The organism is Aliivibrio fischeri (genome assembly GCF_009727955.1).
Classification (GTDB): Bacteria; Pseudomonadota; Gammaproteobacteria; order Enterobacterales; family Vibrionaceae; genus Aliivibrio; species Aliivibrio fischeri_A.
In genome coordinates this window covers 357,887-378,387 of record NZ_WOBR01000004.1, presented here as the reverse complement: position 1 = coordinate 378,387, position 20,501 = coordinate 357,887, and the positions used below count along the sequence as shown (strand labels likewise).

At 41.6% G+C, this 20,501-nt stretch carries 9 protein-coding genes; 4 read left to right on the top strand and 5 right to left on the bottom strand.

Going from position 1 to position 20,501, the window contains the following annotated elements:
* The first annotated feature begins 109 nt into the window (after window positions 1-109).
* Both GNP81_RS05155 and GNP81_RS05150 read left to right on the top strand, forming a co-directional pair.
* On the top strand, window positions 110-2,926 hold the full coding sequence (locus GNP81_RS05155) for an Hsp70 family protein (protein ID WP_155674540.1): 2,817 nt from the start codon (window positions 110-112) through the stop codon (window positions 2,924-2,926).
* Between the two features lie 160 nt (window positions 2,927-3,086).
* A complete protein-coding gene (locus tag GNP81_RS05150) occupies window positions 3,087-3,389 on the top strand; it encodes a hypothetical protein (protein WP_155659618.1) in 303 nt (100 codons plus the stop codon).
* Window positions 3,390-3,452: 63 nt separating this feature from the next.
* Here the strand turns inward: GNP81_RS05150 and GNP81_RS05145 are convergent, their stop codons facing one another.
* A complete protein-coding gene (locus GNP81_RS05145; protein ID WP_155674541.1) occupies window positions 3,453-3,926 on the bottom strand; it encodes a DUF2947 domain-containing protein in 474 nt (157 codons plus the stop codon).
* 216 nt (window positions 3,927-4,142) lie between these two features.
* Between GNP81_RS05145 and GNP81_RS05140 the strand changes: the two genes are divergently transcribed.
* A complete protein-coding gene (locus GNP81_RS05140; protein WP_005419707.1) occupies window positions 4,143-5,294 on the top strand; it encodes a DUF1887 family protein in 1,152 nt (383 codons plus the stop codon).
* 136 nt (window positions 5,295-5,430) lie between these two features.
* Here the strand turns inward: GNP81_RS05140 and udp are convergent, their stop codons facing one another.
* Entirely contained in the window at window positions 5,431-6,189 is a 759-nt protein-coding gene (gene udp / locus GNP81_RS05135; RefSeq protein WP_060991239.1) for a uridine phosphorylase, read from the bottom strand.
* Between the two features lie 393 nt (window positions 6,190-6,582).
* Between udp and GNP81_RS05130 the strand changes: the two genes are divergently transcribed.
* Window positions 6,583-15,339, top strand: coding sequence for a VCBS domain-containing protein (locus GNP81_RS05130; protein ID WP_155674542.1), 8,757 nt, complete (start codon window positions 6,583-6,585; stop codon window positions 15,337-15,339).
* A 97-nt stretch (window positions 15,340-15,436) separates the two neighbouring features.
* Here the strand turns inward: GNP81_RS05130 and GNP81_RS05125 are convergent, their stop codons facing one another.
* From GNP81_RS05125 to GNP81_RS05115, 3 genes are read right to left on the bottom strand one after another with little or no spacing between them, the layout of a single operon-like run.
* Window positions 15,437-16,729 carry an HlyD family type I secretion periplasmic adaptor subunit gene (locus GNP81_RS05125; protein ID WP_155674543.1) on the bottom strand — a complete coding sequence of 431 codons (1,293 nt, stop codon included), beginning with the start codon at window positions 16,727-16,729 and terminating at the stop codon, window positions 15,437-15,439.
* Complete coding sequence (locus GNP81_RS05120; RefSeq protein WP_155674544.1) at window positions 16,726-18,789, bottom strand: ABC transporter transmembrane domain-containing protein; 2,064 nt, start codon at window positions 18,787-18,789, stop codon at window positions 16,726-16,728. The genes GNP81_RS05125 and GNP81_RS05120 overlap by 4 nt, the downstream gene beginning before the upstream one ends.
* Window positions 18,789-20,411, bottom strand: coding sequence for an ABC transporter transmembrane domain-containing protein (locus tag GNP81_RS05115; RefSeq protein ID WP_155674545.1), 1,623 nt, complete (start codon window positions 20,409-20,411; stop codon window positions 18,789-18,791). The genes GNP81_RS05120 and GNP81_RS05115 overlap by 1 nt, the downstream gene beginning before the upstream one ends.
* Between the last annotated feature and the right edge of the window lie 90 nt (window positions 20,412-20,501).

Genomic DNA, 20,501 nt, shown 5'->3' with positions numbered 1-20,501 from the left:
CCTTTGTATTTTTGCTGTTGCCTTCTTATACCAATGTAACTAATTAGATAATCATTATTGAAATTGGTATTACTAACAGCCACAAGACTAACATCACGTTGGGGTTTTTATGAGTTCTTCTAATCGCTATTTAATTGGTATCGATCTTGGTACTACTCACACCGTTGTTGCTTATACTGATATTTCTCTTGGTATTGAAACTAGCCCAATCGAAATCTTTAATATCGATCAATTGGTTGGACCGGGTGAAGTGGCTCGTAAACCCCTACTTCCATCATTTCGTTACCACGCATCAAAAAGTCAGATCACTGAAAATGATCTAACCCTACCATGGAATGTAAAGGCGATTGAGGGTGAGATAAAAAACGCCATCATTGGTGAATGGGCCCGTGAATTAGGCTCAAAAGTAGAAGGCCGCCAAGTTGTGAGTGCTAAAAGTTGGTTATCTCATACCAAAGTTGATCGCACCTCTGATATTCTTCCTTGGGCAGGCGCTGATGATGTCGAAAAAGTGTCACCTATTGTTGCTAGTGCAAGCTATTTAAATCATGTACGCCAATCGTGGAATTATCACCACCCAGATGCCCCAATGGAACTTCAAGAAGTCGTTGTTACAGTACCAGCCTCTTTTGACGAAAGTGCTCGCTCATTTACGATTGAGGCAGCAAAACTTGCTGGTCTTGATAAAATCATCCTATTAGAAGAACCACAAGCGGTATGTTACGACTGGTACCATCATCATCAAGACACCGCAAAAGACATTTTAAAGAACATCCCGTTAATGGTGGTGTGCGATGTCGGCGGCGGCACTACCGATTTAAGTTTAATCCAAGCGCGTTTTAATAAAGACGAATTAGCTCTTGATCGTATCGGTGTGGGTGATCACCTAATGCTAGGCGGCGACAACATCGATTTAGCCTTAGCACATTTAGCTGAACAGCGTTTAGACAGCGGTAAAAAAATGACGGCAGCCGCGTTAACCAAGCTTATTCAACAAACACGTAAAACCAAAGAGCGTTTGTTATCTGCTAATGCTCCCGAATCAGGCCACATAACCCTACTTGGCTCTGGTTCTAAATTATTAGGTGGCAGTCGTAAAGTCGAGTTGACCAAAGAAGAAGTTCATCAAATTGCACTGGATGGATTCTTACCACTGACTGACTTTAATGACCGTCCAAATCAACGTCAAACTGCTGTTGTTGAATTTGGTTTACCTTATGCTTCTGATCCTGCTATCAGTAAACACTTAGCTCAGTTCTTAGATAATCATAAAGAAGTCTCTGCAAAAGCATTAGGTTGGGATGATGCTGAATTGGATAATCACGAAGACCGTGCAATACCTGTAGGTTTGCTGCTTAATGGCGGTGTTTTTAATAGCCCATTATTGGCTGAACGTTCTCTTCAACTACTTAATAACTGGAAAGGTGACACTGTCACTCAACTGTCAAACCCTCATCCAGATCTAGCGGTTGCTTATGGCGCAGTTGCTTATGGCAAGGCACGTCATGGTGCACAATTAAAGATCGGTGGAGGCTCAGCTCGTTCATTCTATTTACAGCTAGAAGAGAAAAACAAACAACCTCAGGGTCTGTGTTTATTGGCTAAAGGCAGTGAGGAAGGTGAAGAGATCCGCATGACGAGTCGTCGTTTCTCGTTAACCTTGGGAGAACCTGTTCGTTTTAATCTACTTTCTACGACAAAAGATCAACTTGCTACCTCAGGCATGATCACTGAATTAGCCGATCCAAGTTTTGTTAGCCTACCTCCTTATGTGGTAACACTAGAATCTAGTAAATCAAAAGAAGAATTACACGCAAACCAAAAAGATCGCGTTGAAGTCACCTTAGCTTGCCAATTTACAGAAGTCGGAACCATTAAAATTGAATGTGTTTCTGTTGAGGACGATTCACAGCGTTGGTTGGTTGAATTTGAAGTACGTAATCAGGCGTCTAATAAAAGCACTAACCTTGCGGATCAAATTAGCCTTCCCCCTCGCCTACCTAATGCTATAGCAAGCATTAAAGAGGCTTATGGCGGTAGCAAACAAAACCCAAATGCCATCAAAGCTTTTAATAAAAATATTGAAAAGCTAATTGGTAAGCGTGAATCGTGGGATCTTATTACGTCTCGTGAACTTGCAACTGCATTACTTGATAGTAAAAAACGTCGTCGTCGCTCTGACAAACACGAACAAAACTGGTTAAAAATGACGGGATTCGCTTTGCGTCCCGGTTTTGGCTACCCTGCTGATGAATGGAAGATATCTCAGGCATGGGAAACCTATCAACAAGGTATTCAATTTGAATCGAAACAATCTTGGAACGATTGGTGGACATTCTGGCGTCGGATCTCTGGTGGTTTAAATCAAGAGCAACAAGAAACCATTTTAGCTGATATGGCGAAATACCTGCATCCTGGCTCTTTACGCAACCCAAAAACATTAGAAGAAGCCAGTAACAAAAGTTATGAAGCTATGGTACGACTTGCCGCTGCACTCGAACATTTGGACGTAGAAGATAAAATATTGATTGCATCTTGGGTATTAGGTCATGCTAAAAATGGAAATCAACCACAAGTACATTGGTGGGCATTAGGCCGAATTTGTTCACGTTCACCATTCTATGGAAGTCAGCATAATTTAGTGCCGCCAAGCCAAATATCTCAATGGCTACCAACATTATTAGAGCAGGATTGGAAAGAACAGCCAATGGCTGGTTTTGCCGCAGTAATGATGGCTCGCTTAACCGGTGATAGAACCCTCGATGTATCGGATGATTATCGAGAAAAGATCATTGATAAATTGAAAAAGGAACGCTGCCCACAAAGTTGGATTGAACTGGTCTCAAGTCAACAAGCATTGACAGAAGCAGACTCTAAACGCTTATTTGGTGACGCATTACCCGCAGGCTTACGTTTAATTAATTAGACAGATTCTCATTAATGCTTTAATTAGTTATACGAGAAATGAATACCTCTGATGAAAAATTGCACACCACTGTCAAAGGTGTGCAAACATCATCTTATTCTTCTTCTAATTACATTTGATTCAAGTATACTGAAATCATCACATTTTGAAGGTAACTTTTATGATTGAAAGCGCCATGTTGGCGATCATAGTGTTACTTTATTTTGTTGGTTGGTCCCGTTTCGGTACTCGAGAGTTACGCAATGCAGCTAAGAGGTTAAGTGATATCGCCTCTGTTCCACAAGAGCTGATTATTGAATGGATTATGTATAATAAACAGATATTGGATATCAATGAGTTTCAACGTTTTATCATCCATTTAAATAAAGCCGACACCGAAAACTTAAAGCATGAACTAGATAGCTTTTCTCATTATCTTGAAATTCACGCTCCCGAACACATAATTTCAATTAATCGGGTATGACATATAAAAAAGCTCATTGCTTTCACAATGAGCTTTTCTTTTACATAAAATGGCGAATCTAAGCTAACTTCTTGTTCCTAATTTCACTTTGCCTTTAGAGTTAAACCATAAGACTTGTGATTTTTTCTTACCAATTAATAATGGTAAGTCATCATAAAATAAGAAGTTCTTCCATGTTTTCTTGAACGTTCCCCATGAAGTTTCAATTAAGTTATATTTCTCATAACAAAAATAAACGGTTACTTCATCAGACCAATCGATAAATTCCAACACTTCTTCAGGTAATGATTCATTATCGCTGTCCCAACGATGTTGCCAATCAATTTCATTTGTCCACGAACTTTTCTTCATTGGCCACTCTTTCGAGCCAAAATGATCCGCGGTTGGGCTATTGCTGCTGATAAAGTCATTCCAAACTTGAGCTGATTTTGCTTGAGTGAATGGTTTAATTAATGGTAGCAAGGCATCATCAAGCGGCATTGATTGATGAGTAAAAATCCACTTGCGATTGTATTCATCTAAAGGTAAATAGCTCATAAACTCTTTCTATAGTAAGGCATGTGGCTCTATTCTATCGTCTTTTTTTATTAAGCCCAAATAAGAATATCTAACAATAGCTTGATTTTTATCATCCCCCCCCTCATAACAGTAGTATTGAATAGTCAAAATTATTCAAAACCACAAATATAACGAAAGATTACACATGCCTTCTTGCTTCCATTTATGTGTAATCGCTATTACAAGGATTATTAAATGATTACGCATGTTGGCATTTTAGATCAAGACCCCGTACGTCTTATCACCCCCCTTTTAGATTTATCTGTTAAAGGGGAACACATGGTATTTATCGGCGATGAAACTCAAAAAGAGATGTTCCATCGACTGGAGTCAATTCTAAAGTATAAAGGGATCAGTTCTGATTTTTTTGAAATCCCTAATATTGTTGATACCCACGCAATCAAGCAATCATTGCAAGCACTTGCTGCTGAAATGAAACTTCACTTTAGTGACATCAAATTAAATGCAAGTTGTGGTCTTCGTCACCGCCTTCTTTCTGCTTATGAAGTGTTCCGTTCATATCATTGGCCAATCTTTGTTGTAGAGCCATACAGTGACAAATTATGCTGGTTATACCCAGATGGTCGCAAACAAAAACACGTTGCTGATAATATTCGCTTGAGTGATTATCTTGCTATTTTTGGGGCTCGCTGTGAGTTTTCAGAAACTGAATTACCAGAAAGTATCGATAAGCGCTTAAGAGAACTATGTCAACGCTGGGCAAGCAATGCATTAGAATTAGGCCCAGGTCTTGCAACATTAAACTACTTAGCAACCACCTGTCGTAAAGAACAACGTTTAGATGTTGAAGTAACAGAGAAACAACAGAGCTATAAAGAACTTAATATGCTACTAACTGACCTTGTAGAAACAGGGTTAGCTACCTATGAAAACGGCATATTAACATTCGATTGTGAAGAAGCTCGTCGTTTAGCTAATGGGGAATGGCTTGAAATATTGGTTCACAATACCGTTGTCGATATTCAACAATATTTACCAACACTGCAAGACCACTCGTTAAATGTTCAAGTGCATCGTGAAATAGGTGAAAAAGACGTTCGCAATGAACTTGATGTGGTTAGTATCGTGAATAACAAACTGCATATCATTGAATGTAAAACCAAAGGTATGCGTGATGATGGTGATGATACGCTATACAAATTAGAATCATTACGTGATTTACTTGGTGGACTGCAAGCTCGTGCAATGCTTGTTAGCTTCCGTCCTCTACGCAATAACGACATTATGCGCGCACAAGACTTAGGTTTGGCGATTATCGGCCCTGATGAATTAGGCGATCTTAAAAAACACCTTCTTAACTGGTTCTTAGCGGCCGGTGGTCATTAATATTTTTCGATTAAGATCCTCTCTGATACTAAAAAGGCCCTGTTGTGGGCCTTTTTAATGCTTTTCAATTCATATAAAAAATGCCGCTGATTCTCTATAAATCAGCGGCACTCTATATTTCTTTGTACTCTTCCTATTATAGAAGATTTCGAGCAGCTTCAATTACCACTTTAATTGAACGCGCTTCTGTTTCTTTTAGCGTTGCGTGATCTGGGATCTCTTTTTGAGTACGGTTGATAATTACACCCGCAACACAACCTGCACGTAAACCAGAACTTGCACACATAGTTAATAATGTTGCTGATTCCATTTCAAAGTTTAATACGCCCATGTCTTGCCACTCTTGCATAGAACCTTGGAAACGCTTAACAACACGACCTGAGAAGGTATCGTAACGCTCTTGACCTGGGTAGAAAGTATCACTTGATGCCGTAACGCCTGTATGTACAGTAGCACCTTGATCAACAACCGCTTTACGCATTGCTGTTGCAACATCAAAGTCAGCAACGGCTGGGAACTCCATTGGAGCAAAGTGTAGACTTGCACCATCTAAACGAACAGAACCAGTAGTTACAATCATATCACCCACATTTACATGCGGTTGGATTGCACCTGTAGTACCTACACGTAGGAAAGTACGAACACCCAATTGCGCTAGCTCTTCAACAGCAATAGAAGTCGATGGACCACCAATACCTGTAGAACATACAACAATTTTCTTGCCATCTAGCTCAGCTAGGTACACTGTGTATTCACGGTGGCTTGCTAGAAATTTAGGGTTTTCCATTTGCTCTGCGATTTTTTGAACACGTGCTGGATCACCAGGGATGATCGCCATTTCTGCACCTTGAAGATCTGCTTGTGTTACGCCTAAATGGAATACTGCTGCTGTCATGGTTAGCTCCTTGCGATTGTAGGGTCGCGTTAATTAAATTAGTTATATTTGATTCGATGTAGCTACTCTACTCAATTAAATGGCAGCTTTATGTGACAAACACCTCAAATGACACGCTTTCATATTACATTCTTGCAAAGAAAACCGATTGGCATCACATAAAGCAGAGTATATCGATTGATTTATAATCAAGATTAACGATACCAATAGAGCTTTACAATATCTTCAATCTCAATAAACGTAATTGAGGGTTCAATATAATCAACTGATAACAAGTTTAAGTTGACCTTTCTTTACATCTCATTTTTATAATTATAATTCTTAATTATTGGATTTTTATCCACTTATATCCTTAACTTATAATAAGTTATATATTGTAATTTGAGGTCATGGATGAAAAAGCAATTAGAGAAACATAGCTTAAGTAATAAAGCTAAATCAATTCTTAATTCAAAAAAAGAAAAGTCATCATTCGACAAGAAAAAAAATAAAACCCGAAGCTATCAAGCAAGAAGATTCTCTCTATACCCTCAATTAATGTTAATTTTACCAAGCTTTTCTTTATCTAAAACTCTTACTCCAGAAGAGCATATAGATGAAAAAGACTTAAATTCAAATATAGGAAACACTGCATTAAAAGAATCTGACTCTCATGATAATGAATCAATAGCGTCATATCCTGGTCATTCAATTAAAAATGAAATAAATAAAGCTGAATCAATTCAAGGTGATACAAATAATCATATAGCAACAGTAACACCAAGTATTCGGAATAGTTCCCATTTAACTTCTCATGCGGTAATCCCTACAAGAATTCTCTCTACACCTGTACAAAACCATACAATTAACCACACTCCTGCGTTGGTAAGCACACACCCTGCCGTGCTAAATACGTATCCTTCACAACAGCACGCTAGTATTTCAGGACAAGATTCGGCAATAGCAACAGAAGACATAACCACACATGTTGCCGGTCAACTGACCATAATAGACCCTGACCTCAACGAAGCCCATTTCTCAAATACGGATATTGCGGGTAATTTAGGTACACTACATCTCACAGATTCTGGGGCTTGGACTTACGATCTAGACAACACAAACCCTACCGTTCAAGCGCTAGGACAAGGAGCAAAGACAACCGATACGATTACCGTTCATTCTGCTGACGGCACACCTCATCAAATTACTATCACCATCAATGGAACCAATGATGTGCCAACATTAACCGCACAAACACACTCCGTCACAGAAGATGGGCAACAGCTCAACGGGCAAATGCTTGGCAACGATATTGATGATAAAGCTAGCCTCACTTATACGATAGCTAACCCTATTGATGGACTAACCTTTCATGCTGACGGTAGCTACAGTTTTAACCCTTCCCACGCGAGCTATCAATCACTTGCACAAGGTCAAATTCAAACCCTGACTATTCCTGTGACGGTAACCGATGAACATGGTGCGAGTGCTACTCAAAACCTAGAGATTGTGATTACCGGTACTAATGATGCTCCCATTGCTACTCCTTTGCATAGTCATTTTACTGAAGATAAAACCCACGCTTATGATCTGCCATTATTAGGTGGCACCCATGATCCCGACGGGGATGCTCTATCATTGGGTCACCAATTTCTACTCCAAGTCGATGGTAAAACGACTCGTTTGCCAGATGGATTTAGCATATCCAATGACCGTTTGCATGTCGAACCAACTAGTCAGACATTTCAACACCTTGCTGAGGGGGAGCATTCCACGATAACGGTTACTTATCAAATTACGGATTCTCACGGCGCGGCCACGCAGCAATGCCTGACCATTGATGTGATCGGAACTAACGATGTACCCACATTAACCGCACAAACACATTCCGTCACCGAAGATGGTCAACAACTCAACGGGCAAATGCTTGGCAACGATATTGACGATAAATCTAGCCTGACTTATGCGATAGCTAACCCCATTGATGGGCTAACCTTTAACGCTGACGGTAGCTACACTTTCGATCCTGCCAACCATGCATACCAGCATCTAGCTCAAGGTCAAATTCAAACCTTGACTATTCCTGTAAAGGTAACCGATGAGCATGGTGCAAGTGCAACACAAAACCTAGAGATTGTGATTACCGGTACCAATGATGCCGCTAAGGTTGCAGGCGTTGATACTGGCGATGTGTATGAGAACCAAGCTGGACAAAATATGTCACCCAACTATGCTCAACCGGGCATGGCGATTCTTGGACAGAACTCCCTCACAACAAGCGGCCAGCTCACCATCGTGGACCCTGATAGCGGTGAATCTGTGTTCGATACACACGGGGCAACCTATGCATACAATGGTCAGTATGGGCATTTGCAGCTCAATAGTGATGGTAGTTGGAACTATTCGGTTGCAGCAGGTACGCATGATTGGCATCGAGGACTATCAGCAACGACGGTAGGCTCGACTGTTGATAAACTGGGTGCAGGTGAAACCCTAACCGATACCATCACCATTTCCACCAAAGATGGCACGACACACGATATAGTGATTACGATTCATGGCGGCAATGACGCACCTTACGTCTCTGGTGACGTTCAACTTAATTCAGGGAAGGAAGATTTACCACAAACCCTTACTCAAGTGGAATTGCTCGCCAATAGTATTGATGTAGACCACAATGATGTAGGCAAACTGAGCATTGCTAACCTGCATGCTGACCATGGCTCAATCCTTGATAATAAAGATGGTACTTATACCTTCACACCAGACAAAAACTACAATGGCAACGTTCACTTCACTTATGATGTTAAAGATACTCATGGAGGGACAACTCATAGCGGTGCAAATACCTCTCTCGTAGCAACCCCAGACAAAGCCATTATTTCTGAGGTAACAACTGGAAGTGTTATTGAAGATGGACCTCATGCAAATCACAACCGCGGGACAACAACTGAACTAGCCAACGGACAACTTCAAGTCATCGATCCAGACAGCGGCGAAGATAAGTTCCAATACAGCCAATTTGGTGAGACTCGTATTCACGACCCATTTGGTGGTATGCTTCGAATTGATAGCGCGGGTAATTGGGGATATAGCGTCGACAACGCGGCTCTTCAACACCTAGCACAAGGGCAAGTTGAAACGGTCACCTATCGAGTACATAGCTTCGATGGTACCGCTTACGACTTAAACATCGATGTCATCGGAACCAATGACGCACCGACAGTCAGCAAAGTGGTTCTCAGCAATGGCACAGAAGATACAAATTATCAAATGCAGGCGAGTCAGTTCGGATTCACCGACGTCGATACAGGCGATACGCTGCATTCAATCACGATCACTGACCTACCTCCAGCAGCTCAAGGTAAGTTTGTACTCAATGGACACGACATCACGGCAGGTCAAAGTATTGCTACTGCCGATATCGCTAAATTCCAGTTTGTCCCTACCCCAAATTTTAACGGTGATGTTCAATTTAAATTCACCGTTAATGACGGACATGTCGACTCACATGAAGCAACGAACACACTGCATATTGACGCGGTTAGCGATACTGCACAGTTCACTGGCCGCGATACGGGAGATGTTCATGAAGGGCATACCTATACTGCGCCAGACGGTTCAATATCTGGCGGCTACGTCGATGATCGTTCACCAAATCATATGCATGGAAACATCGGTAAATTATGGAACGACGAAATACACACCGATGGTCACCTAAAGATTGTTGATCCAGACTCCGGTGAAAGCCACGCTCAAACAGGTACTTACCAAGGTACACACGGACATGTAATACTTCAGAGTAACGGAGATTGGAGCTACTATGCTTCCATAGGCCAAGACGCAACGGGTAGGAAAATTGATCATCTGGGTCAAGGTGAATCGATAACGGATACTGTTACCGTCAAATCGGCTGATGGCACCACTCACGATATTCATATCACCATTCATGGCGACAATGACCGCCCTTACTGCTCTTCAGAGGTTCAGCTCAACAGCGGAAAAGAGGACCTCGCACAAACCATCACGACAACCGAGTTGCTAGCAAATACGGTAGATGTTGATACTAACGATGCAGGGCAACTCTCCATCGCCAATCTGCATGCGGATCGCGGCACTCTCGTTGACAACAAAGACGGTACATTCACGTTTACTCCAGACCATAATTACAACGGTCAAGTACACTTCACTTATGATGTACAAGATGCTCATGGTGGGCTTACCCATACCGGAGCGAATACGACACTTTCGGCAGTCGATGACAAAACCATTATTTCTGGCATTGATCATGGTGTTGCAACTGAAGATATCGCCACTCATATGTCTACGAATGCCAATATTATGGATGCTGTAGATTGGCAAGCGCTACAAGTGACTGATGTAGACAGCCCTAATACTCAAGTCACTGTCGAATTTGCGGGTAAACAATACACATGGGATTTAGGATCTGATCTCGACGTTACAACACCCTATGGTAAATTCCAATTCCACACCATTACCAGTGGGCCACATCAAGGTGAGCATTCTTGGAGTTATATTGGCGACAATAATAATGTTCACGTTCAAGAATTAAAGCATGGTGAATCATTAACCGAATCTATAAAGCTAATAGCAACCGACGGTACTGAATTTCCTATTACGGTTAAGGTTAACGGCACAGAGGATGGGGTCGTAATCGATTCTAAGTCAGAACTTGGCCATGTCGTAGAAAATGCCCAAACAGGTGCTTCAGTTTCCGGCAGCGTAATAGCTCACGATGTTGACCTTCACGATACGGTGAGTTGGACACAAACACCAACAACAGGCATTAGTGGACAATATGGCACGTTCCATCTAAGTACAGATGGACAATGGCATTACGACGTTGACCAGAACAAAGCGAAAAAACTAGGAGACGGTGACGAGTATTGGGAACACTTTACGGTTGAGGCTGTGTCTACTGATGGTAGCCATGTTTCGAAAAGTGTATCCATTGTTGTGCATGGCAATAATGATGACCCAACAGTTAGTGGTGAAGTCACTTTGCCTTCAGGTAAGGAAGATACTTCAATTCATATTACACAAGCTGAATTAATCGCCAATGCTACCAATGTTGATACTAACGATAGAGGTTGGTTACACGTTCAAAACTTAACTGCAGACCACGGTAGCTTAGTATCAAATTCAGATGGTAGTTTTACCTTTAACCCCGACCCTAATTACAACGGAACGGTCCACTTTACTTACGATGTTGCCGATAGACACGGTGGCATAGCTCATACAGGAGCAAACACGTCTCTTGCTGCTGTTAATGATGTCGCAACATTTACTGGTGATTCAGGCAGCGTAAATGAAGACACAAGCCTTCACCACAACCTACATATTGTTGGTGCCACAACCATTCAAGACGCTCTAACTTGCAACGGGCATCTTATTGTTTCTGACGCGGATGGCCAAGGTGAAGCCACATTGGATTTGAATGGTCAACATCACTTAACCCAAAGTGGCACCTATGGCCAGTTTGTGATTAACAGCAGTGGCATATGGGTCTATGCAGCAGATAATAACAATGTTGCTATTCAAGACTTAGATAATGGGCAAACACTGACTGACCATATTGAAGTGACCTCAAAAGATGGAACCAAACATTCAATAACAGTAACCATAAATGGCACGACCGACGACCCAGTCCTTCACAGCCTCAGTGATTCTGGTGTTCAACATAGTGGTCCAATCGAAGGGAATCTACTTACTGGCTCTGGGACGGATCAAGGGTTGAGTGGTGCAGCAACAGACACCGATTCCAATGCGCATTTAGTATTGCAAGATATTCAAATAAAAGACCCCGTGTCAGGTTATGTCGCGGTAAGGCCGGGGCAACCACATACTATGACCGGGATCGGTACGCTCGTGATCGAAGCGAATGGTCATTATACCTTCACCCCGGAAGCTGGCTTTACAGGTAAAGTGCCAAGTATGGTTTATCGTGTCGGCGATGATGGTGGTAACCCAATAGGAGATTCTTCTCAAAACTCTCTCTCTATTGAAGTCACCCCACCCCTACAGCATACGCCAACGGTCACAGGACAAACCGTATCTACAAATGAAGACATCACCAGAACCATTACGACCAGTGAATTTGGTTACAGTGATCAGGATGGCGACGTATTGCAGTTCGTGACCATTACTAGCATACCGAGTCATGGATTATTACTTCTAAATGGTAACGCCGTAACCGCCAACCAGCAAATCAGCAAGGCTGACTTAGACGCAGGTCATTTAACTTTCACGCCGATCAATAATGAAAACGGCGCCAACTATGCGCAATTTAGCTTCACTGCGAATGATGGCCATAAAAATTCGGCAAGTGCAACGATGATAGTGGACGTCAATGCAGTGAATGACGCACCTATCGTTGGATCGAGTTTCATTAGTTCACTAGAAGACAAACCGCATGCGTTCACTACCGCCGACTTTAAATATTCAGATATTGATGGGGATGCGTTAAACCATATCACGATTACCAATGTCGCCCATGGCGTGTTAACGCTGAATGGCACCACGGTGAATGTTGGCGATGACGTCAGTGCCTCCGACGTTTCATCACTCATCTTCACCCCAACTCACAACTACTTTAGTTCTGGTGTTAGCGGATTGGGGGCGGTGCAATTTACCGCAAACGATGGTCATGTTGATTCAAAAGAAGGGTCAATACTCATTAATATAGCGAGTGTCGCTGACCCTGCAACATTCAGTGGAGACTCCACAGGAACGGCCAAAGAAGACATAACACTTCAAGCGTCAGGTACGTTGACTGCGAGTGATCCTGATGGAACAGCAGGGTTTACCGCGGTACAGGGTGGAGCTGGAATAGCCGGAAGCAAAGGCTATGGGCACGCTCATATCGATGTAGATGGTCACTGGACTTACGACCTTGATAACAACCATCCTATAATTCAACAGCTTGGCGAAGGTCAGACAGACACTGAAACCATCACGGTTCAATCTGCAGATGGCACGCACCATGATATCGTGGTTACCATTACCGGAACCAATGACGCACCGATTCTCGGAGTTAACCAAACATCATCAACGACAGGCACATTGACAGAGACAGATGTAGACGTTAATGACACTCATACGTTCTCTGTCGTCAGCTCTGCGGGTCAGTTCGGTTCACTATCCGTCGATCCAAACACTGGTGACTACGTCTACACACCAAATACGTCTATCACAGGGATGAGTTATAACTCTGCCACCAACTCCTATCATGGTGTCGATGTATTCGAAGTCAAAGTCAGCGACGGCCATACTGAGGATTCGAAATTCATCACCTTTGATGCCTCGGGACATGTCACCATGTCACCAACGGGTGGCCTAGTCATATCAACCTCAGTGCTTCAACCACCTACGGTTACAACGACACTACCAACCTTGCTAATGGTCACCAACGTAGCGCCAACAAACTCGGTGACATTGAATTTGGCATCAACGAGTGACTCGGGTTCGTCGAACACTGACAACCTTACCAACGACACTACGCCAACGATTACCGGACACACTGATATTCCATTCTCGAAAGTCACTATTTACGATGGTTCAACACCCGTTGGACACGCGGTGTCTGATGCCTCTGGCCAATATAGTGTTGCCGTAAGCAGCTTATCGGAAGGCGATCATAATCTATCCGCCAAAGCGTTGGCTCCTTCGTCAGTGCTACCGGCTACCTCTTCGCTTCTTTCCGTCCATATAGATACACAAGTACACGTCGGTATTCAAACAGACCCGATTACCGCCGACAATGTGATTAATGCTCAAGAATCCAGCAGCTCCATTGACATCACCGGATCCGTTTCTGGCGATTTTAATGCAGGTGACATTGTGACTTTAGATGTAAATGGGACACAGCATACTGGCGTGGTCGATGCAAAAGGACACTATTCAATTGCCGTACCTGGCAGTGAACTCATTGCTGATGCTGACCAAAAAATAGAGGCATCAGTAGCGGTAACAGATACCGCAGGTAATAGCGCTCATGCCACTGCAGATGTTACTTACCAAGTCGATACACAGGTTAGCGTTCCTACGATTACTTTTGAAAACGCAGGTGCAGACAACTTATACAGCAAAGCTGAAATTGCCCGAGGCCATGCAAATACGATCACAGCAACCGTTACGCCTCCTGGTGATGCCAAAATCGGTGAGCATCTTGTCGTTAATGGTCAGGATCATGTATTAGATGCTCATACTCTACAGCACGGAATACAAATTGAAGTTCATCCGGGTTCTAATGTACAAGCAACAATGACTGACGAACACGGTAATACCGCAGGTAGCCAAGGTTTTGCCGCAAGCGCTATACCTGAACCTATCATTGTCAGACCACCATCGGGAAGCCACCAAGTATCTGGCACGCTTGGGGTTCCACCACTATTACCATCGTTAACTCCGGTAGCAACGGCACAAAGCGGTTGGCGAATCCATTTACCTAACGGACAGTATGTCACTAGTCATCATGGCCAATACGGGACATTAACTATTGACCCTCAGACTGGTCATTTACATTATCAAGAGCAAGCTCAGGTTCACACCGGCCCGCATGGTAGCGCTTCGGGAGTCGGCCAGCATGAAGACAAGTTTGAAGTGGCATTGCAAGGCACAAATCAAGATGAAGTTGTCGCCCATGTGAATATCCAGATACTCAGTCATGGGCCTGGACATAGTGGAAAGCTGACAGTTGGAACTGAAGTGGTTGATATGACAATAACCCCTATCGCCCATTCCTCCCACCCAGCTCCACCGCCACCTCCTCCGGTGTTACATGACGAGCCTGACATGGCTTCGCAAGCAGACTTTACCGTTACGCAAAGCGATGACAGTTATCTAGATTTTACCCAGCACGCTCACCAAGAACCTGACCAGAAAACCAGCCACCATGGTGCAGCAGCTTATCTGGATGCATTGGGCATTAAACCCGATGCGACATCGACAACGGTTCACGACCAACCCGCAGACATGGATATCGTCCTTGCACAAGTCGACCAACAAGATGCAGCAACACATGACCAAGCGCACTTGGATATGTCAGATGCGCTTGAACACCATGATGCAAACATCAACCATAACCAAGATGATGAGCATCACCATCACAACGACTTAGATGGGCTGCCGGATATCGATCCTAATAATTAATCAGCAACGAGACTAAATAAAAGGGAGCACATGATGTGCTCCCTTTATATTCTTTGCTGTTTTTTATTCGTTTAATCTCAGCAACTCTTTATAGCGATTACCTTTCACCAAATGCGACACTCACATTGGTATAGATCGGTTTCCATAAATACTGGAATACAGATTTTTCACCAGTAGTGATGTCTACCTCTCCCGTCATACCAGGCAAAATAGAAAAGCTTTCTGGGTTATCGCGGAAGTATGGCGTATCAACCGACACTACGACTTCATAATAGATTTCACCTCGTTCACTTTGGCTTGTGGTCGGTGAAATACTTTCAACCTCCCCTTTTAAAGCACCAAAACGGCTGTAATCAAACGCATCAATCTTGATTCGAGTTGGCTGACCTACGTTCACGAAACCAATATCTCTCGGTGATAAACGAGCTTTAAAATCCGCTTTACCGCCGACAGGAACAATCTCTGCTATCGTCCCTCCGGGAGTAATGACCCCCCCATTTTGAGTAGAAGGGATACTTTGAACCAACCCCTTAACTGGTGACTTAATTACAGTATCCAACACCTTTTCTTTACCAGAACGAATACGAGCTCTTAATCCGCTTAAATCAACTTCAGCTTTAGAACGTTCTATATTAGCCTGAACTCTGGCCTCTGCACCTAACTGTTTTAACTGAGCGCCAACGGTTTCTGCTTTACGCTTTAACACATTCTCTTGGCTCTTTGCTTGTTGGATTTCTTTTTCAATCGAGGCTAACTTCTGCTTCATTTCTAGCACTCTTAACTTAGAGATATTCCCTGCTTTTTGCCCCTTAATTAATATGTCTAATTCTTGTTTAGTCGCGTTTAATTGACGTTGATAAACGGGTAATTGCGTTTGTAATCCCTCTAATTCCGCGGCGACCTGAGCTTGTTCCTTAATCACTGCGCTTCGTTTTTGGAAAAATAATTCTTTCTCGGCAGCGAGTTGCTTTAACTGCTGTGATACCTGTCTAGGATAAAAATCAGCGTATTTCGAAAAATCAGGATCTCGAGTTTCAACCAATGAGTTCAAACGTTCAATAGTAAGTTCTAAAGCTGCTCTTTGGGCATTCAATTCATCTAGAGCTGTATTTTGAAATTTGGAATCAAACTCAATCAGTGTTTGTCCTTTTACGACTAAATCACCTTCAGATACCAGAATTGATTTAAGCCGACCACCAGTCTCACTTTGAATGATTTGACGCTCTCCTTCAGGGATAACTGACCCCTTTGCTTTGGCAATCTCATCAACATTAGTAAATACCGACCACCCTATAAATAAAATCAAACAAACAGCAATAAAGTAAGTACTCAATGTCAATAAACGAGCTGTGACTTTTGATTCAATAATATCTACATTTTGTTTATTCATAGAGATGCCTCCGATGCTGCCTCTAAATTCGACGTTTCTGGTAATGGCCCAGCGTATACAAGTGTCCCACCATCAAGCACTATAACTTGATCTGCTAGCTTTATTAATTCAGGATCATGAGATGAAAACACAATGGTCGATCGCCCTCTGCGTTGCAAAAGCCATTGCTTGAAAAGATCTCGAGATGGAATATCCATTACCGGATTATCTAATAAATACAATGGATATTCATGAAGGTACAGCTTCGCTTGTGATAAGATCTTTGCTTCATATCCAGATAAAGCGTGAGAGATATTCACTACAACAGATTCATTTAACTGAGTATCTAAACCGCTAGGTAATGTTCTAAACCATGCTTCGCCACCCACCTGCTTAATTGCATTAATAATAAGACCATCATCAATGCTTTTGTTATCGCTTACAAATTCACGAACCGTTAATAATAATAACTCCGGCTTTGCTGAGTAGTATCCTAACCATTGTCTGTATATTTGAGGGTCATATTGTGACAAATTATGGTGATTAACCTTAATTACCCCGTTCTGTGGTTGGTTTAAGCCTGCCAATAATTCAAGTAACGCTGTTTTCCCACTTGCCATTGGCCCTGTAATAGCCACGACTTGACCTGGTTCTATTTTCAAAGAAAGTCCTGAGAGTGCAGGTTTCATTTGTTGTGGAAAACGCAAAGTAATTTGCTCTAACTCTATGGTTGGATTATCTGACGGTAATGAATGGTGTTGAAAGGAAAAGTCACCTTCCACTTTTTGATTCATTGATTGATTGATTTGTAATTTTGCTTGCTTAATTTGAGTAAAACGAGCACTACTATTAGCGAGCATTTGAGCTGGTCCCGTGATCCTTGATATAAGCATCATGGTGGCAATTAATCCCCCAGCGGTCATCACTTGATTAAAAATAAGATCAATACCAAGAGCCACTACTGCCAATGTACTGAGTAGACCTAATGCATAATAAATTGACGTATATTTGGCTTGATGCGCATTATGAAAGAAGCCATTCTTTGCCGCTAAAACATTAGCTTTTTCAAAACGTTTTATCCAAAACTTACTCATGTTCGCACTACGTATAAAAGCTAATTTACTATTTAATTCAAATAGTAACGAATAACGTGTTGTACCTGATACTGTTATTTGATGGGAAGATCTAGCTAATTTTTTTTGACTGTGGTGAGCTAATCCATAATAACAAAGTAAAGAAATGACAGGAACGATAACGAGCCAACCACCTAAGAATCCAATCGCAATAAGAAAAAGCAAAACAAAAGGTAAATCAAATAAAGCTCCGCCTAGTGGGCCTTGAAGTAACCCTTTAAAGCTTTCAGCTGTTGTGAGTCGAGACATTAAAGCAGATGATGGTAATGAGCGATTAGCTAATAATGAAGATCGAAAAACTCGATATAATACAGTTTCTGATATTTCTCGACTGATCCGATTTGAAATCGTTGTAAGTAACTGGCTTCTAATTACCTTTAACAAAAGCATCATTAAAAATAATAAAGCGGCTCCAATAGCTATCCCAAGCAACTCATGCTCTGCATCCCCACCAATAACATGATCATAAATTGACATCGTAATAAAGGGGATAACTAACGCAAAAAGATTAGCAAAAAAACTAACCAATAAAAGCTTAGGTAACAATGGCTTAAACTTGCTAATCCGTTCACCTACCCAATCAGGTACATTTTTCTCTTTAGGTTGTTCATGAATAAGAACGACAAGAGAAGAAAGCTGATTTTCAGGCCAAATTTCACTTTCAAACTCACCTTGTTGATAAGCTTGAAATTCATTCAATAAAAATCGACATACTTTAATTTCATCATCATTTATATACAGTGCCGCTAAATGTGACGTTGATGCTAATGCCTTCGAATAAGGGTGAACAGTATAAGCAATTCCTAAACGATCCAATAAGGTAAAAATATCATTAACATCTTCAAGCTTATTTGATGCAATCCACTCTCGGCTAAAGGCATGAACATTCGTATTTACGTCCATCGCCATCAATAAATTAATGACTTCAGATTGATAATTCTTATCCATTAACTTTCTCCTTGTAATGGCATAAGCTCAGCTCGTTTTTGAGCTAATTCAACTAAGCTAGGATGGTCTGTATTTAAAATAATTGTTTTTCCCTCTTTTGATAACAATGACAGCACTTTTGCTAACCTTGTTACAGACTCAATATCTAGAGCTATCTCTGGTTTATCTAAAAACAGCAACGGTGTCGGCTTTGCCAATTGGCACACTAACGAAACCAATTTGATAGCACCCTGGCTTAGTTGATCTCCTAATTGAGCCCCGATCTTTGTTTCCAAACCATTAGGAAGATCCGCTATGATGTTATTTAAGCCAAGCGCTTCTATTAAAGGTTCAATATCTCCTACTCTATCGACGTTGAACCCCGTCAAATTATCTAATAAAGAGCCTGAAACAAGAATTGGACGACTGGTTACAAATGCAGTTTGATGGCGGTAATCATAATAATCACCGACAGATACATTGTTATTCCAACATAATTGGCCACCTGCCTTTGCATCTAATCCTGATAGGTTAGCCATCACTTGACTAAGTAGGTCGGTATCCTTACCGTTTAAGGCAATAATTTCTCCTTTCTGCACACAAAAATCTAATTGGTAACAAGAACCAAAGCGTTCAATCGTATAACCTTCAGCTGTTAAGGATTCAAACGTTGGTAATTTTTCTGATTTAATTGTTTCATGTGATGCTATGTTCTCAAATAAATCGTTGACTGAATGATTTGCAACTTGAAACGAACTGTATTTCAATCTCAATCCAACCAAAGCACTCATAGGAGCAACCGCTCTTCCCGACAAAATAGAACAAGCGGCGAGTCCACCAGTGGTTAAATCGCCAGATAGCACAAACAAACTTCCAATAATAACCATAACCACTGAGGTTCCCAGCGCAGCTATTTGAATACATTCCTGAGCAATAGCGGTATTTCGTTCAGATTCAGCGACGGACAACCATCGATTTTGGTTTAATTGTTTAAAGTATTGAAATGTTCTCGACTCTGCTGCTTGTTTTTTCACCCCTTCAAGCATAGTAAATACCACGACTAAAAAGTTCATACGACTAATTTCATTCTCCGCAGCTATTTTTGCGTGTTGATATGATTTATTTGAAAACAACCAAACAAACAGGGCCGCAGAGATCCAAACAATTATTGGAATAAAAACAAGCCCCCCACCAACATAAGCAACCAATGAGAGAAAAATCAAAACAAAAGGTACATCAATTAGCCCACTTAATAATCCACCAGAATAAAATTCTTTAATTGAAGAAATCCCTTTTAATCCTTCTTGCAAATTACCGGGTTTTAAACTTAACAGTTCTTTTGCGGGCAACTCAGTGAGCTGATGCAATATATAAGAGTACATACTTTTTTCTGTATTTATTGAAGCGGCAGCTAGAATCCAAGAACGAACAAATCGTAGAAATGCATCAAGTAAAATAGCAACACTGGCACCGCAAACTAGCAATACAGCAGTGCCATAACTCTGATTTGGTAGGATTCGATCATAAATTTGTAGCACAACTAACGGAATCGCTAATGATAAAATATTGATAAGCAATGACGATGGTAAAACCTTCAGCATCACTTTCTTTTGAGTAGAGTAGTAAGAAGACAACAAATCCATTTAACGTCACCTAATTATTTTAATATGTATAAAATAAGTCTTGGATAAGTTATATAATTTTTCAAGTAAATAATTGGTTTTCTGTGTGTT

Coding starts and splice junctions, on each gene's coding strand:
- GNP81_RS05155 (WP_155674540.1), top strand. CDS start 110: ATGAGTTCTTCTAATCGCTATTTAATTGGTATCGATCTTGGTACTACT.
- GNP81_RS05150 (WP_155659618.1), top strand. CDS start 3,087: ATGATTGAAAGCGCCATGTTGGCGATCATAGTGTTACTTTATTTTGTT.
- GNP81_RS05145 (WP_155674541.1), bottom strand. CDS start 3,926: ATGAGCTATTTACCTTTAGATGAATACAATCGCAAGTGGATTTTTACT.
- GNP81_RS05140 (WP_005419707.1), top strand. CDS start 4,143: ATGATTACGCATGTTGGCATTTTAGATCAAGACCCCGTACGTCTTATC.
- udp (WP_060991239.1), bottom strand. CDS start 6,189: ATGACAGCAGCAGTATTCCATTTAGGCGTAACACAAGCAGATCTTCAA.
- GNP81_RS05130 (WP_155674542.1), top strand. CDS start 6,583: ATGAAAAAGCAATTAGAGAAACATAGCTTAAGTAATAAAGCTAAATCA.
- GNP81_RS05125 (WP_155674543.1), bottom strand. CDS start 16,729: ATGAATAAACAAAATGTAGATATTATTGAATCAAAAGTCACAGCTCGT.
- GNP81_RS05120 (WP_155674544.1), bottom strand. CDS start 18,789: ATGGATAAGAATTATCAATCTGAAGTCATTAATTTATTGATGGCGATG.
- GNP81_RS05115 (WP_155674545.1), bottom strand. CDS start 20,411: ATGGATTTGTTGTCTTCTTACTACTCTACTCAAAAGAAAGTGATGCTG.